We start from the raw sequence: 13741 nt of genomic DNA, 5'->3' as shown, positions 1-13741 counted from the left end.
AGGAGGTCTCAGATATGGCAGAGAATTATCGGGAACGCATCCCGGGAACCCCCAGGTTTAAGCGCGACAAAGACATTCCGACGGGGACGGAGCCCTTTTTTCCGAACTTCCTCCTGAAGGAATGGATTGTTGGCGCCGTGTTCATCGTCGCTTTCATCCTCTGGGTGGTGTTTAACCCGGTGGGGTTGGAGAAGGTGGCGAATCCCGAGGATACCTCATTTATCCCGGTTCCCGACTGGTATTTTCTATTTCTGTACCAACTATTAAAATATTTTCCCGGCAAATATGTGGTGATGGGTACGGTGGTGATCCCCGCCATTGCGACCATCGGCTTGTTGATGCTTCCGTGGCTGGACCGGAGAAAAACCCGTCGGCCGTTCCAGCGGCCCATCGCCACGGCAACGATGGTGTTGACAGTATTTTTCATGATCTGGCTTACATACGTGGCTGAAGCGGAGCATCAAGCGGAGTTGGCTAAACAAGGACCCCAGGCTCAGACGCCGGGCAGTCAATCCGGTGGTACCGCGGGTCCCTTAGTCGACCCGAACGATCCCGGCGCCCAGATCTTCTCCCAGAGTTGCGCCAGCTGTCACGGAGCGAATCTCGAAGGAGCTGTAGGGCCGAAATTGCTGGGAATCGGCAATAAGATGAACGAGACCCAACTGGTGGATTACATCAATGATCCGAAACCCGTGGCGGGCTATCCGAACATCATGCCGCCAAAGGGTGGCTTGCAGTCGGACGATCAAGTCAAGCAGGTCGCAGCGTGGCTGGCGAAACAAAAGCAGAAGTAATGGCAGGAGCGGTCAGGAGGCTCGGTCGGCGCCGCCCAGGGCATAAAGGTATGAAGGTCCGGCGTCCACCGGGCCTTTTTGTGTCAGCGGGTGAATCCTTCGCCGAGCACGTCGTGGACGTTGTTGACGACGACGAAAGCTTCGGGGTCTACACTTTTCACAATCCGGTGCAATCGGATGACTTCATCTCGGTTAACCACTGTATAAATCATGGTTCGTTGGGTTCCGGTGAAGCCGCCGACTGAGGGGATCAGGGTGGTGCCGCGTTCGAGTTCCCGATGAATCCGCTCAGCGATCTCGTCACTGTGGTTTGAAATGATGGTGGCTGCCCGGGCGGCGGACACGCCTTCCAGGACGAAATCCACCACCCTGGCGGAGACGAAAAGGGCGACGAGGGAGTACATCGCCGTTTGCCGACCAATGAGGACGGCGATCATGGCGATGACCACCAGGTCGATGGAAAAGAGAACTTTCCCCATGCTGATTCCCCAAAAATGCTTGACAACCCGGGCAATGACATCGGCGCCCCCGGTGGTGGCCCCGAAGCGAAAGACGATCCCCAGGCCGATCCCCGAGAGTACGCCTCCGTACAGGGCGGCGAGGAGCTTATCATCCACTGGGGTTTGGAGTCCTTTGGTGAGTTCGGAAAAAACTGAAACCGCGGCCACCCCCCAAAGGGTTTTGATGACGAATTCCCGGCCGAACAATCTTCCCCCCAGCCACAGCAGTGGGCCGTTGAGGAGGAAAAAGGTCGCCCCCACCGGGATGTGAAAGAGGTACCAGCCGATCACGGCCAAACCGACGAACCCTCCTTCGGAAAGGTGGTTGGCGATGAGAAAGTTATTGAGTCCGATGGAGAAGATCAGGGCCCCCGCGGCGATGCCGACAAACTTGAACGCCATTGCTCGCATGCTCGTCTCACCCGGGATCAGCGTATCACAGCGGCAGGGGGCCTCACAAGGGCGCCGATTTCCGGGCGTTGGGGGATGTGATCCCTCAGGAATGGGGCAATCGCCTCGGCCACAGGAGAAGGAACAGGAGCAGGAGACTGACATAGCCAAAGAAGGGGTACAAGGCGTGCACGAGATTCGAAAATCCAATGCGGCTGACGAAAAAGGCTGCCACCAGCAAAAGCACAGCGATGGTTCCGGGGTGGATCCGCCGGCCCAAATCCTGTACCAGGTGGATCAGTCCAAACACATTCGCGATCAGGGTGGAGTAGATCTCACCCCAGAGGACCGCGATGAACAAGGCGTGGACGCCGGGGTGCAGCTCACTGGCCAATCGCCCCATGGGCAACTCCAGATCCGCGATGCCCGGCCAGTATCGCGACAAGGCGGCGTTGGCGCACAGGAGCATAACCCCCATCCCCACCGCGCCGATCCAGGCGCCGGCCCGAAGGACCCGGGGATCTCGGATTTGTCGCCCTAAAGGAATAAAGACGGAGGAGGACAGGCCGATGTTAAAAGCGGCGTAAGATACGGCGGAGCTCGCGGAAGACCAGGGAGACAGCGGGATCAGGTCAAAGGGAATGGAGCGGGGGCCGAAGTGATGGAAGGAGATCCATGCGCTGGTGAGCATCATCAGGGGAACGATGATATCGTTCGCTTTCATGATGCCGCCGAGACCAAATAACACCGTCAAGTAGCACAGAACGGCGGTGACGATGACGCCCAGGGAAAAAGGCAGCCGAAGGCGCTCCTCGAAAAGGGCGCCGGCCCCGGCCAGCATTGCCACTGTTACGCCGAACAACATGAGCCCCATGGTCGCGTCCACCACCGGGGCGATTCGGGGGCCGAGGAGATGAAGGGTCAAGCTCCGGGAGGAGCGGCCGTCCAGGGCGGCTCCGAGGACGAGAATCCGGCTGCCCACGACGCCGAACAGGACCATTGCCAATGCGATGGCGGCGTAAGACGCCTTCCCAAAACGAGTAAAAAATGTAAGGATTTCTTGTCCCGAGGCAAATCCGGCACCTACGATGGTGCCCATAAAGGTAAACCCCACACTCAGCGCCATTCGCCACTGTGTTCTGTTCATGGGACAGCTCCTTCGATGGTAAGTCCGCACGTCCGTCTGGACAACGCCCTACTTCACTTTATGGGCCGAGCTCGGTTGGCATGACCGGGCATAAGCGGGTTGCCTGTCCCAATATGTTTGTAGAGAGGGAGGGATGCGAGTGACTGGCATGGAGGCCGTGATTCTCGGGGCGATTCAGGGCTTGACCGAATTTCTGCCGATCAGCAGTTCCGGACATCTGGTGCTGGCTCATCGGGTCCTCGGTGTGGAGGAGGACAACCTGACCTTCGACATCTGGCTTCACGTGGGAACTCTGCTCGCGGTGCTGATCGCGTACCGGAAGGATTTGCAAAGCTTATTGGCCCATCCGACGTCCCCGGTGTGGAAATGGTTGATCATTGGAACGATTCCCACCGGAGTGTTGGGGTACCTGCTCCACGATCCTGTGGAAAGCCTCTTTCAAAGCGGGTCTTCCCTGCCCTGGGAATTTGCTATCACGGGCATTGTGCTGTACTTGGCGGAATCTCTGCCCCGGGGCAACAAGCGGATCGAAAACCTGCGAACTTCGGACGCCCTGTGGGTGGGGGTGTGCCAGGGGCTTGCTGTCATGCCCGCCTTGTCCAGATCCGGGCTGACCTTGGCCGGAGCCCTTTGGCGGGGAATGGACCGGACTGAGGCGGCAAAATACTCCTTTTTGTTATCTGTTCCCGCCATTGCCGGGGCGGCTCTCCAGCAGTGGGTGAGCAGCTCGGCGGGGGGGCACGCGCCGGGCTTGCCGGAGGTGCTGGGGGCAGGAACCGCCGCCATCGCGGGATACCTGGCGATTTTCTGGATGCTTAAAATTCTCGCCACCCGATCGCTGAAACCCTTTGCCTGGTATGTGTGGATTCTCGGGGCGGTGGTCCTCGCTCTGCAGTGGAGCGGCCGCCTGTGACACGAAAAAGCCGCGGGTTGGCACGGCTATCCCCGCGGCTTTTATTTGGTGCGCGCAGTCCAGAGAACGACCCGAATCCGCCGAAGCAAATCGATCAACAGGGAGAGGGCGATGGCGGCCGCAATCAAGAGAACCCAAAGCGCGATCGATTCCAACGACGACCGGAGGGTGTCCCGGGCACTCCCGGAAGTGTGGAGGAAGGCGGGAAGTACGGGATTCGATTCCGCCGCGGCGGTTCGGCCGATGCCCATCTGCCAGAACACCGCTGTGAACAAAGCGGCCAAACCGGCGTGGAGTCCCCGGGCGGCAAAATACGGCCCGATGCGGATATCCGTGCCTGTGACCACGCTGGCGACCTGGGCGTGAACCGAAAAGCCGCTCCAGGCGATGATGGCGCTGGCCATCACCAGTTGGTCGATGAGCGGCGCTTTAGCGGCCGCCACCTGAGCCGTTCCGATATCGATTTCGAACAGTCCGCTCAGCGCCGGGCCCACGAGACTCGGGGCGATACCGAGCAAGGCGAGCAGACCTCGAATGGGCAAAGCCACAATGGCCGTCAGCTGAGCCAGTTTCATCACTTCGAGAAGAACGGAGAAGAAAATAATGAATCCGCAAATCATCAGCAGGGTGCGTATGGAGTCATTCACCGCATCGCCGAGCAACTGTCCCAACGTTCGGCCGTCTTCTTGGCGGGCGCGCATCAGTTCCTGAAACGCCCGTCGAAACAATTTGCCCTTGGCGGGTTCGATTTGCCGCGGCCCGAGCCGCTCCTCCCTGAGTCCGTAGAATTTAAAGGATACGCCCACGAGAAAAGAGGCGAGGTAATGAGCCAAGGCGATGAGGACGCCGACGGCGGGTTTGTGGAACATGCCAACGGCTACGGCGCCGAACATAAACAGGGGATCCGCCGTGTTGGTAAAGGCGAGGAGCCGCTCCCCTTCGACTCGACTGCACATCCCGGTCTTCCGAAATTTTGCGGTAATGACCGCGTCCATCGGATAACCTGCGGCCAACCCCATGGAGAGAGCGAAGGCTCCCACCCCCGGCACGCTGAACAGCGGTCTCATGAGGGGTTCAAGAAGGACCCCCAAGGCGTGGACGACGCCAAGGCCCAGCATGACTTCGGAAAGGATGAAAAAGGGAAGAAGGGAGGGGAAGACAACGTCCCAGAAGATTTTCATGCCGTGTATACCGGCGTTGAATCCCTGTTCCGGGTACACGACAAGGGCCAGGGTTAAAGCGATCACCACGATGGCCAGGATGATCGTTAGGGTTCGATTGGGAGACCATTCACCCATACGCGCAACTCACTCCTTCGACTGGCGTCCTCAACCATCATTCATATGAGGCCGTTGTCCGAATATGAGCCGGGCCCTGGGCAAAGGGAGAGAGCCTGTGGTACCCTCGAGGGAGACGAGCTTATCGATGGAAGGAGAGAGGCGTCTTGGCCGGGATGACCCTTCGGCAGATGCAGGAGGATGTGGATCGGTACATATCGCAGTATCAAGAAGGGTATTTTCATCCGATGACTTTAGTGGTTCGGTTGGCGGAAGAGTTAGGGGAGTTGGCCCGGGAGGTCAATCACCGGTTTGGGCAAAAGCCCAAAAAACCCGGGGAGGCCGATGGCAGTGTGGCTTTGGAGCTCGGGGATATCTTGTTTGTCGTGACCTGTTTGGCGAATTCGCTTCAGATCGATCTGGAGGAAGTCCACAGAGCGGTGATGGAAAAATTTCGGACCCGGGACAAAGATCGGTGGACCCCTGTGGATCGGGGGACGGCGGAATCGGAGGGGATGGCGCAATGACCGAAGGAGAGATTCGGGTGGTGGTATCCGGGGCCACGGGAAAAATGGGGCGGGAAGTGATCCGCACGATGGTGGCTGAGACCGGCTTGCGCTTGGTGGGAGCGGTGGCCTCCCGGGCCCGGGAGGACGCCGGGGTGGCGGCGGGTATGGAACCCCTGGGGATCCCGGTGTCGGCGAATCTACGCGAGACGCTCGTGAGCGCGGAACCGGACGTGCTGGTGGATTTTACAACTCCCGATGCGGTGGAGCGTCACGTTCAGGAGGCTTTGGAGTTCGGGGTTCGTCCCGTGGTGGGGACGAGTGGCGTCACCCGGGAGCAGGTGCGGCGTTGGGATGGGTTGTGCCGAGAGAGGAGCGTGGGGGGCATTGTCGCGCCGAACTTTGCCGTGGGCGCGGTGTTGATGATGCGGTTCGTCCGGGAGGCGGCCCGGTATCTTCCCCACGTGGAGATTATTGAAATGCACCACGATGGGAAGTTGGATGCCCCGTCGGGCACGGCGGTGAAGACGGCGGAGGAGCTGGCGGAGGCGGGGATCGATTTGTCTTCCGGCAAGCCGGATGAGCGGGAGCTTTTCCCCGGTGCCCGTGGGGCGGCCATCGGGGGGGTGAGGGTCCATTCGGTGCGTTTGCCGGGGCTCGTGGCGCACCAAGAGGTGATCCTCGGAGGGCCGGGGCAGATCTTGACGGTGCGGCACGATTCCTTGGACCGGGTCTCTTTTATGCCCGGGGTGGTACTGGCGGTGCGGGCTGTGATGGGTTATGTAGGAATGATGTATGGGTTGGAAGCATTGCTCGGCTGAAGAAAAGCCGGGAGGCGGCCGGGGACCTGGTGAAAGCCTCGGGGAGGCCGGGGCCCGGGGAGGGAAGCACATGCAGTTCGAGGCGGGGATCCGGGTATGGCGGGCGGCGGAGGAGGTGATCGCCGCCTTGACCGACGCGGGATGGGAAGCGGTTTACGTCGGGGGCGGTGTGCGGGATCTTTTGCTCGGACGGGGGGCCAAGGATGTGGACATCGCCACAGCCGCCCCGCCCGAGGCCGTCATGAAGGTTTTCCCGGAAGCGGTTCCGACGGGTTTGCCCTTTGGGACAGTGACCATTCCCCGACAGGGCATTGGCGTAGAAGTGACGACCTACCGCCGGGAAGGCGGGTATCGGGATCGGCGACGGCCGACCCGGGTGGAGTATACAGCAAAACTTGAAGAGGATTTGAGTCGCCGGGATTTCACGATTAACGCCATGGCGATGAGTCGGGGGTTTCGCCTGATCGATCCCTTTGGCGGCCTCGGAGATCTGTTGGCCGGACAGATCCGGGCGGTGGGAGATCCTGCCCAGCGTTTTGCCGAAGACGCCCTTCGCATGGTCCGGGCCTTGCGGTTGGCGGCAGAGTTGTCCTTTGATCTCGATCCATCGGTGGTTTTGGCTCTGAACAAACAGATGAAGGACGTTCGCCATGTCGCGGTGGAACGGGTGCTGGGAGAGTGGCAGCGCCTGGCGGTGGGTGACGTGGACAAGGTGGCCCGGGAGTTGGCGGCGTGCGGCTTTTTAGAGTGGTGGACGGGAATGTCGGTGGGTCGGGGGCGGGGCATCCAGGTCGCGGCGGCGTGGGGTCGGGCATGCCGCCGACTCCCCCGGGATGCGGCCCTTCGGACGGGGGTGCTGCTGTGGATGTTGGAGTGCACCCGGCAACATGCGGCCGCGGTGACAAAGTCTTGGAGAGCGAGCCGCCTGTTTCAACGGGATGTGATCACGTGGTGGGAAGCGTGCCATTTTGATCCCCTTCGGGCGGGCCCGGGGGATTGGGCCCGGTGGCTGTACCACCTCGGGCGGGAGCGGGCGGAGACGGGATTGCAGGTGGTGCAGGCGGTTCAAGGATACGGGGAAGAAGAAGAGATGGCGAGCCGGGAGGCGTTTCGCCGGGCTGTAGATGCGCAGCCCCTCTGGGATCGCCGGGATTTCGCAGCGGAATTCGAGACATTGTGCCGGGCGGCTCACATCCCCCCGGGCCCGCTGTGGGGGGAGGCCGAGCGGGCTTTGCGAGAAGCTCTGTTGAACGGTCAGGTGGCGAATGACCCCCGGGCCCTCGGGGAGTACCTCGGACATTGGGCCCGGGGGCGCCGGAAGATGGAGGGTGGGCAGTGACGGAGATTCGCGGGGAGATTTTGCAGGCATTACGCCGGGCCGGGGACCGCTTTGTTTCCGGCGAAGAGCTGGGCCAGCGATTCGGCATCTCTCGCACCGCAGTCTGGAAACACATTCAGGCATTGCAGGGAGTCGGATACCCCATCGAGGCGGTTCGCAACCGAGGCTACAGATTACGGGAAGAAGGAGAGGAACTCCGGCCGGAGGCGATTCAGGCGGGGTTGGCGACGAGCGTTCTCGGGCGGCACATGACGGTTCTGGAAACGGTGGATTCCACCAACCGCTACGCCTTTGCCGAGGCGGAGGGCGGGGCCCCGGAAGGCTATACGGTGCTGGCCGAGCGGCAGACGGCCGGGAGGGGCCGACGAGGACGTCCATGGTTTTCTCCCCCAGGCCATGGCATCTGGATGTCCGTCGTTCTGAGGCCGACTTTTCCGGTCTTTCGAGCCCCTCAGCTGACCTTGATGGCAGCGGTGTCCGTCGCCGAAGCGATTCGGGAAAGGGCGGGAGTATCCGTGGGAATCAAATGGCCCAATGATCTTCTTTTGCCGGACGGGAGAAAGGTGTGCGGAATCCTGAGCGAAATGAGCGCCGAAGCCGAGGAGATCCGGTTTATCGTACTCGGCATTGGAATCAACGTCTTCGGCCGGGAGGAAGATTTTCCACCAGAACTGCGAGGGGTGGCCGGGTCCCTCGCGCAGCCTGGCAGCCCGATCTCCAGGACGGCGCTCATCCAAGGACTTCTGGGGCGGCTGGAGGCGGATTATCGGATTTACCAAAATGAAGGTTTTCGCGCCTTTCGCGAAGGGTGGGAGAGGCTGAACGTTTCCCTCGGCCGGACAATCGCCGTGCAGACACAGTCCGGGCAAAAAATTGGCTGGGCCCGGCGCATCGACGATGATGGGGCGTTGTGGGTGGAGACTGATGAAGGACGCCTGGAGAAGATCATCAGCGCAGAAGTGATTTTTGATCCCGGATCGTAGGGGCATATAGATTTCTTCGTTTTAAACCGGTATACTGGGTATGGAAAGGCGGCACCCCAAAGGGCTGTACTTTCCCGGTGCAATGGAGTGTTCTGAATAATCTGCTCTGAGCCGTGAGACGGACCGAGACAGATGAAAGTGTCAAAGGCATTCCCGATCCACGACCTTTCGCGCCCTCGGCCGAAAGGTTTTTTTATGGAGGTGTTCCGGGGGATCCGTCGGCGGCTGGAGGCGAGGAGGAACGGGTATGGAAGGTTTGGCCATGGCATTTCGCAAACGCAAGGGCGGTCTTCCCCTGGTGATGGTGACGGCCTATGACTACCCGACGGCCCGGGTGGCGGAGGAGGCCGGTGTCGATGCCGTCCTGGTGGGCGATTCTCTCGGCATGACAGTGCTGGGGTACACGTCCACCATTCCGGTGACAATGGACGATATGGTCCACCACGCCCGGGCGGTGAGGCGGGGACTGCAACATACGCTCTTGGTGGTGGACATGCCCTTTTTGGCCCACCGGCTGAGTATGGAAGAGACGCTGCGCAATGCCGGGCGCCTGCTGCAGGAAGGTGGGGCAGACGCGGTGAAGCTCGAGGGCGGACGTGAAGTCACGGACCGGGTGACCGCCCTGACCGAGGCGGGCATTCCCGTCATGGGCCACATTGGACTGACCCCCCAATCGGTGCAGCAGCTAGGTGGGTATAAAGTGCAGGGGAGGGAGCCGGCGGCGGCGGAAAAGCTGCTCGAGGATGGCCGGCGTCTGGAGGAGGCGGGATGCTTTTCGTTAGTGCTGGAAGGCGTCCCCGAGGGACTCGGGGCTAAGATCAGCCGGGCCCTCTCCATACCGGTGATCGGGATCGGAGCGGGGGCGTACTGCGACGGACAGGTATTGGTGATTCATGATCTGTTGGGGTGGTCCTACGGGCCGAAACCGAAGTTTGTGAAGCGCTACGCTCATTTTGCCGATGCGGCAGTGGGGGCTGTGCGTCAGTATGCGAAAGAAGTTCGGGAAAGGCAGTTTCCGGATCCCGCCCACGTCTACGATCCCGAAAGCGGGGCGACGGTGAGGTGAAGGTGGCGGAGTCTGTTTCAGAAGTGAGGGCTTGGGTGAATCAGCGGCGGGGCGAAGGGCGAACCATTGGGCTGGTGCCTACGATGGGATTTCTGCACGATGGCCACTTGTCCCTGGTGAAACGGGCGAAGGCGGCCGGCCACGCGGTGGTGATGAGCATATTTGTCAACCCGCTGCAGTTCGGACCCGGGGAAGATTATGATCGCTACCCAAGGGACATTGCCCGGGACCGGAAGTTGGCGGAGCGGACCGGGGTGGATCTTTTATTCACACCTTCCGTGGAGGAAATGTACCCCCGCGCTTTGCAGGTGACCCTTCGGGTGGGGGATTTGGCCAACCGATTGTGCGGACTGTCGCGCCCCGGGCACTTTGACGGCGTGGCGACGGTAGTTGCAAAACTGTTTCACATTGTTGAGCCGGACGAAGCCTTTTTCGGGGAAAAGGATTATCAGCAACTGAGGATCATCCAGACCATGGTGGAGGATTTGAATCTGCCGGTCAAGGTCATCGGTTGTCCCACGGTCCGGGAAGCCGACGGCTTGGCCATGAGTTCGCGCAACCGGTATTTGAGCCCGGAAGAGCGCCGGAGGGCGGCCGTTTTATCCAGGGCTTTGTTCGATGCCGCCCGTCGTTGCCGGGAAGGGACGACCCGGGCTGCTGAACTGGTGCAATCGGTGACGCAGCAATTGTCGTCGGCGGGGCTGGAAGTGGAGTACGTCTCCGCGGTGCGAGAGGAAGATCTCGGGCAGGTGGATCAGATCGATCAACCATGTCGGCTCCTGGCGGCGGTTCGGGTAGGTGAAACCCGCCTGATCGACAATGTGGCTTTGGAGGCCGGAAAGGGGATGGGGCATGTTTCGGCATATGTTGATCGGTAAACTTCACAGAGCCCGGGTGACCGAAGCGAATTTGAACTATGTGGGGAGCATCACCATTGATGAGGATTTAATGGACGCGGCGGGAATCCTTCCCGGAGAGCGGGTCCAGGTGGTCAACAACCACAACGGAGCCCGTTTGGAGACCTATGTCATTCCAGGTCCCCGGGGCCAGGGAGACATCTGCCTGAACGGTGCCGCCGCCAGGTGGGCCCAACCCGGGGATGTGGTGATTATCATGGCGTACGGATGGATGGACGAACAAGAGGCAGTTCGGCACCGGCCGAAGGTTGTCGTTTTGGACGAGGAGAACCGGGTGTTGGGGCGGATCGCCGAAGAGGCGGGCCAGGAAACACCAGTGAAGTTTGGATAAGGACTCGGATAAATTCCTCCCCCCGGGGCGACACTAAGGTTTACGGAACCATGGTCACCCGGGGGAGGGTTTGTGATGTCCGAGTCTTTTTCGGAACTCTTTGATGAATTAGGCCGCATTGAACAACGTCTGTCGGATGAGGGCCCGGGTCCGGAGGTGCTCGAGGAACTCGGGGCTCTCCGGGCCCAGGCGGACGAGTGGATGGAAAACTGGCTCGTTTTGGAAGATCGGATTGCCGAGCTCTGCGAACGGTTTGGTCTCGATCTGGATCTTGATCCCAGCCCGATCAACCACGAGAACGCCCCTTCGAATGTGGAACTGGGGACAGCACCCACTTCACCCGCACCGCACCCCCCTCAGCCGGAGGGGAGCGACGGGATTTCCATGGTTTGGCATATCCCACCTCACTTGGACAGCGAGGCTCTCGTGCGCACTTTCCGCAAGGGAATCGGGTTCTTTGATCTGTGGATGTACCAGGAGGCCGTGGCCGAGCTGGAGAAAGTGATCGAGCAGACCGGGGATTTTCCCGTGGCGCGACTGTACCTCGCCCTCGCCTACATGGCTCAGGGGAGGGGTCACGAGGCAGAGCCTCACTTGCAAATCCTGCTCTCCACAGAACAAAGTCCGTGGATCCTGACGAGCGCCCGTCACGCCCGAGCTTATGTGTATGCCGAGCAAGGGCGGTGGCGGGAGGCGGCCGAGGATCTGGTTGTGGCGGTGGAAGGAGGCAGGGGGGGCCCGATCCTTCATTACAATCTGGCCGTAGCCCTGATTCGCGTGGGCGAGTGGGCAGGGGCCATTGAGCAACTGATCCATGTGTTGGAAGTGGATTCTCGAGACGAAGAGGCGTGGTTGGTGGGAATCGCCGTTCTCAAACGGTTGGGGAGATTCCGCTTAGCGATTTCCTGGGCTCTTCACGGATATCGGTTGTTGCCGGATTCCTGGAGAATTGGAAAAGAGTTGGCGATTCTGTTGGACTACTTTGGCCGCTTGGAAGAAGCTGCCCGAATGTGGAAGCGTTTGTTGCGGCTTCAACCCGGGGATCCCGATTTGTGGAGCGGTTGGGGGTGGACCCGTTGGCGCCAAGGGGACCGACTGAGCGCCCGGGGGGCTTGGAAAAAAGCTGCGTCCCTGAACGGAAAGGCGGGGCAGGCCTTGCTGTACTTGGGCTGGGCCGCCCTGGAAGCCGGGGATCAGATCAAAGCCTGGCGATACCTGGAACGAGCGGAGCAAGATGAGACGGTGAAAGATGCGGTCCATGCTGCGATGGAGTGGATGGAACAGGCCAAAGAACAAAAGCGGGTTCTCTGAGTCGTCGGAACGAGCCGGCGGAAAGTCGCGCCACAGGAGCCGGACAATAAGCCCGGTGGACACGAATATTAACAGAATATATATTATGTAAACTTGACCGATTGAACGGCGGTGGGCTTTACCCCCGCCGGTTCAATCTGCTCATTCCGAATCCCGGAGCTTGTGATACAATAAAACGCAAAACTGCTCAATATATCGGAGGGAAAGAAGTGTTGCAAGGGAAGACTCCGGTTGTATCCCAAGCCGTCGTCAGGAGATTGCCGATTTATTTGCGTTATTTGCAACAATTGCAGGCTCGTGAAGTGGATACGGTGTCTTCCCAGGAAATGGGCCGGGATCTGGATATCAATCCCGCCCAGATTCGCAAAGATCTCGCATATTTCGGCGAGTTTGGACGGAAGGGCATCGGTTATCACGTTCCTTATTTGATTGAAAAAATTCGCCAGATTCTAAAGTTGGATCGCGACCTTCCGGTGGCTTTGGTGGGCGCCGGACATCTTGGAATTGCTTTGAGTAATTATAGCCGACTCCGGCGGAGTGAGCTTGCTATCGCAGCGATTTTTGACAAAGACCCCCGCAAGATCGGCCTGGCGGTGGCGGGGCTGACCGTTCAGGGGATGGACGATTTTGAAACCCGAGTGCGCGAGCAAGGAATTCGGATTGGGATCGTGGCAGTTCCTGCGTCAGAAGCCCAGGCTGTGGCAAACCGCATGGTAGAGGCTGGTATTGTTGGTATTCTGAATTTTGCGCCCGCCACATTGCGCACTCCTCCCACGGTACATGTGCGCTATTCAGACGTGACCAGTGAGCTGCAGGCTCTCGCATATTATGTTCGGTGAGCCATATGTTTCTGGGCATGGCCGGGTATCTGTCGGCGAGACTAAAAGCAAGGAATCGCCGACGAGGTGAGGGGCGGATGGCCTGGATCAAGCCGATGGAACCGGTTCGCCGGACGCGGGTGGAGGAGGAGAAAGGATACTGGGCACAAGTGAAATTCGACGGGGTTCGTCTCATGGCCGCCAGCCGAGGGGGCCGGGTCATCCTCTATAACCGCAAGGGGCGCGATCGAACCGCTCACTATCCGGAATTGCAAGGCATGAAGGAGATGGCACAGGATTTTTACCTCGATGGGGAATTGATCGCCCCGGACGGTTCGGGTCGGCCGGATTTTCCGACGCAAAGACGAACAAGGCCGGTTGTATTACATCGGCAACGTGGGCTCCGGGCTGGCAGCCTTAGACGCCGATGTGGTGATCCAGGGATCCCGGCATCTGTGGCGTAAGGATTCTCCTTTTTGGAACCAAAAGGATCTTCCGGGGGTTATTTTTTGGGAGCCGGAGCTTCAGGCGGACGTCGAGTATGCAGAATGGACGCCAGAAGGGCGGCTGCGTCAACCCTCCTTAAAAGGGTTTGTGTCAGATCGCTGACTCAAGGGGATGTGCAGAT

Annotated in this window: 16 protein-coding genes; 13 read left to right on the top strand and 3 right to left on the bottom strand. The window is 60.0% G+C overall.

Annotated elements, in window-relative coordinates; all coding sequences use genetic code 11:
- The first annotated feature begins 14 nt into the window (after positions 1-14).
- Positions 15-794: a menaquinol-cytochrome c reductase cytochrome b/c subunit gene (locus BTUS_RS08455; RefSeq protein ID WP_013075692.1), complete on the top strand. Its 780-nt coding sequence runs from the start codon at positions 15-17 to the stop codon at positions 792-794.
- Positions 795-877: 83 nt separating this feature from the next.
- Here BTUS_RS08455 and BTUS_RS08450 read toward each other — a convergent pair whose 3' ends face one another.
- Together BTUS_RS08450 and BTUS_RS08445 are read right to left on the bottom strand one after the other, a co-directional pair.
- Positions 878-1705 carry a YitT family protein gene (locus BTUS_RS08450; RefSeq protein ID WP_041303986.1) on the bottom strand — a complete coding sequence of 276 codons (828 nt, stop codon included), beginning with the start codon at positions 1703-1705 and terminating at the stop codon, positions 878-880.
- 85 nt (positions 1706-1790) lie between these two features.
- Positions 1791-2831, bottom strand: a complete 1041-nt coding sequence (locus BTUS_RS08445) for a YkvI family membrane protein (RefSeq protein ID WP_013075690.1) — start codon at positions 2829-2831, stop codon at positions 1791-1793.
- 148 nt (positions 2832-2979) lie between these two features.
- Between BTUS_RS08445 and BTUS_RS08440 the strand changes: the two genes are divergently transcribed.
- Positions 2980-3744 (top strand): undecaprenyl-diphosphate phosphatase, encoded by a 765-nt coding sequence (locus BTUS_RS08440; RefSeq protein WP_052300590.1) that lies wholly within the window; start codon positions 2980-2982, stop codon positions 3742-3744.
- 41 nt (positions 3745-3785) lie between these two features.
- Here BTUS_RS08440 and ylbJ read toward each other — a convergent pair whose 3' ends face one another.
- Positions 3786-5042 (bottom strand): sporulation integral membrane protein YlbJ, encoded by a 1257-nt coding sequence (ylbJ, locus tag BTUS_RS08435; RefSeq protein ID WP_013075688.1) that lies wholly within the window; start codon positions 5040-5042, stop codon positions 3786-3788.
- A 155-nt stretch (positions 5043-5197) separates the two neighbouring features.
- Here ylbJ and BTUS_RS08430 point away from each other — a divergent pair, with 155 nt between their 5' ends.
- The 11 genes from BTUS_RS08430 (at position 5198) to BTUS_RS19245 (ending at position 13722) form a co-directional block, all read left to right on the top strand.
- A complete protein-coding gene (locus tag BTUS_RS08430) occupies positions 5198-5548 on the top strand; it encodes a nucleotide pyrophosphohydrolase (RefSeq protein WP_083780304.1) in 351 nt (116 codons plus the stop codon).
- Entirely contained in the window at positions 5545-6348 is an 804-nt protein-coding gene (dapB, locus tag BTUS_RS08425; protein ID WP_013075686.1) for a 4-hydroxy-tetrahydrodipicolinate reductase, read from the top strand. The genes BTUS_RS08430 and dapB overlap by 4 nt, the downstream gene beginning before the upstream one ends.
- A 70-nt stretch (positions 6349-6418) precedes the next feature.
- Positions 6419-7687: a polynucleotide adenylyltransferase gene (locus BTUS_RS16850; RefSeq protein ID WP_013075685.1), complete on the top strand. Its 1269-nt coding sequence runs from the start codon at positions 6419-6421 to the stop codon at positions 7685-7687.
- The gene (locus BTUS_RS08415) at positions 7684-8670 is read left to right on the top strand and encodes a biotin--[acetyl-CoA-carboxylase] ligase (RefSeq protein WP_013075684.1); all 987 of its coding nucleotides are present in this window, start codon (positions 7684-7686) and stop codon (positions 8668-8670) included. The genes BTUS_RS16850 and BTUS_RS08415 overlap by 4 nt, the downstream gene beginning before the upstream one ends.
- A gap of 247 nt (positions 8671-8917) precedes the next feature.
- Positions 8918-9736 carry a 3-methyl-2-oxobutanoate hydroxymethyltransferase gene (panB, locus tag BTUS_RS08410; protein ID WP_013075683.1) on the top strand — a complete coding sequence of 273 codons (819 nt, stop codon included), beginning with the start codon at positions 8918-8920 and terminating at the stop codon, positions 9734-9736.
- On the top strand, positions 9733-10614 hold the full coding sequence (gene panC, locus BTUS_RS08405) for a pantoate--beta-alanine ligase (protein ID WP_041303982.1): 882 nt from the start codon (positions 9733-9735) through the stop codon (positions 10612-10614). Before panB ends, panC begins: the two co-directional genes overlap by 4 nt.
- Positions 10589-10984, top strand: coding sequence for an aspartate 1-decarboxylase (gene panD / locus BTUS_RS08400; protein WP_013075681.1), 396 nt, complete (start codon positions 10589-10591; stop codon positions 10982-10984). The genes panC and panD overlap by 26 nt, the downstream gene beginning before the upstream one ends.
- A 75-nt stretch (positions 10985-11059) precedes the next feature.
- A complete protein-coding gene (locus BTUS_RS17950; RefSeq protein WP_013075680.1) occupies positions 11060-12295 on the top strand; it encodes a tetratricopeptide repeat protein in 1236 nt (411 codons plus the stop codon).
- A 209-nt stretch (positions 12296-12504) separates the two neighbouring features.
- Positions 12505-13134 (top strand): redox-sensing transcriptional repressor Rex, encoded by a 630-nt coding sequence (locus BTUS_RS08390; protein WP_013075679.1) that lies wholly within the window; start codon positions 12505-12507, stop codon positions 13132-13134.
- A gap of 77 nt (positions 13135-13211) precedes the next feature.
- On the top strand, positions 13212-13577 hold the full coding sequence (locus tag BTUS_RS08385) for an ATP-dependent DNA ligase (protein ID WP_041303979.1): 366 nt from the start codon (positions 13212-13214) through the stop codon (positions 13575-13577).
- On the top strand, positions 13510-13722 hold the full coding sequence (locus BTUS_RS19245; protein ID WP_169307953.1) for an ATP dependent DNA ligase: 213 nt from the start codon (positions 13510-13512) through the stop codon (positions 13720-13722). Before BTUS_RS08385 ends, BTUS_RS19245 begins: the two co-directional genes overlap by 68 nt.
- Positions 13723-13741: the final 19 nt, after the last annotated feature.

This window comes from Kyrpidia tusciae DSM 2912 (assembly GCF_000092905.1).
GTDB classification, from domain to species: Bacteria; Bacillota; Bacilli; order Kyrpidiales; family Kyrpidiaceae; genus Kyrpidia; species Kyrpidia tusciae.
Note: the sequence above shows the minus strand (reverse complement) of the source record. Positions and strands in the feature narration are given on the sequence as shown.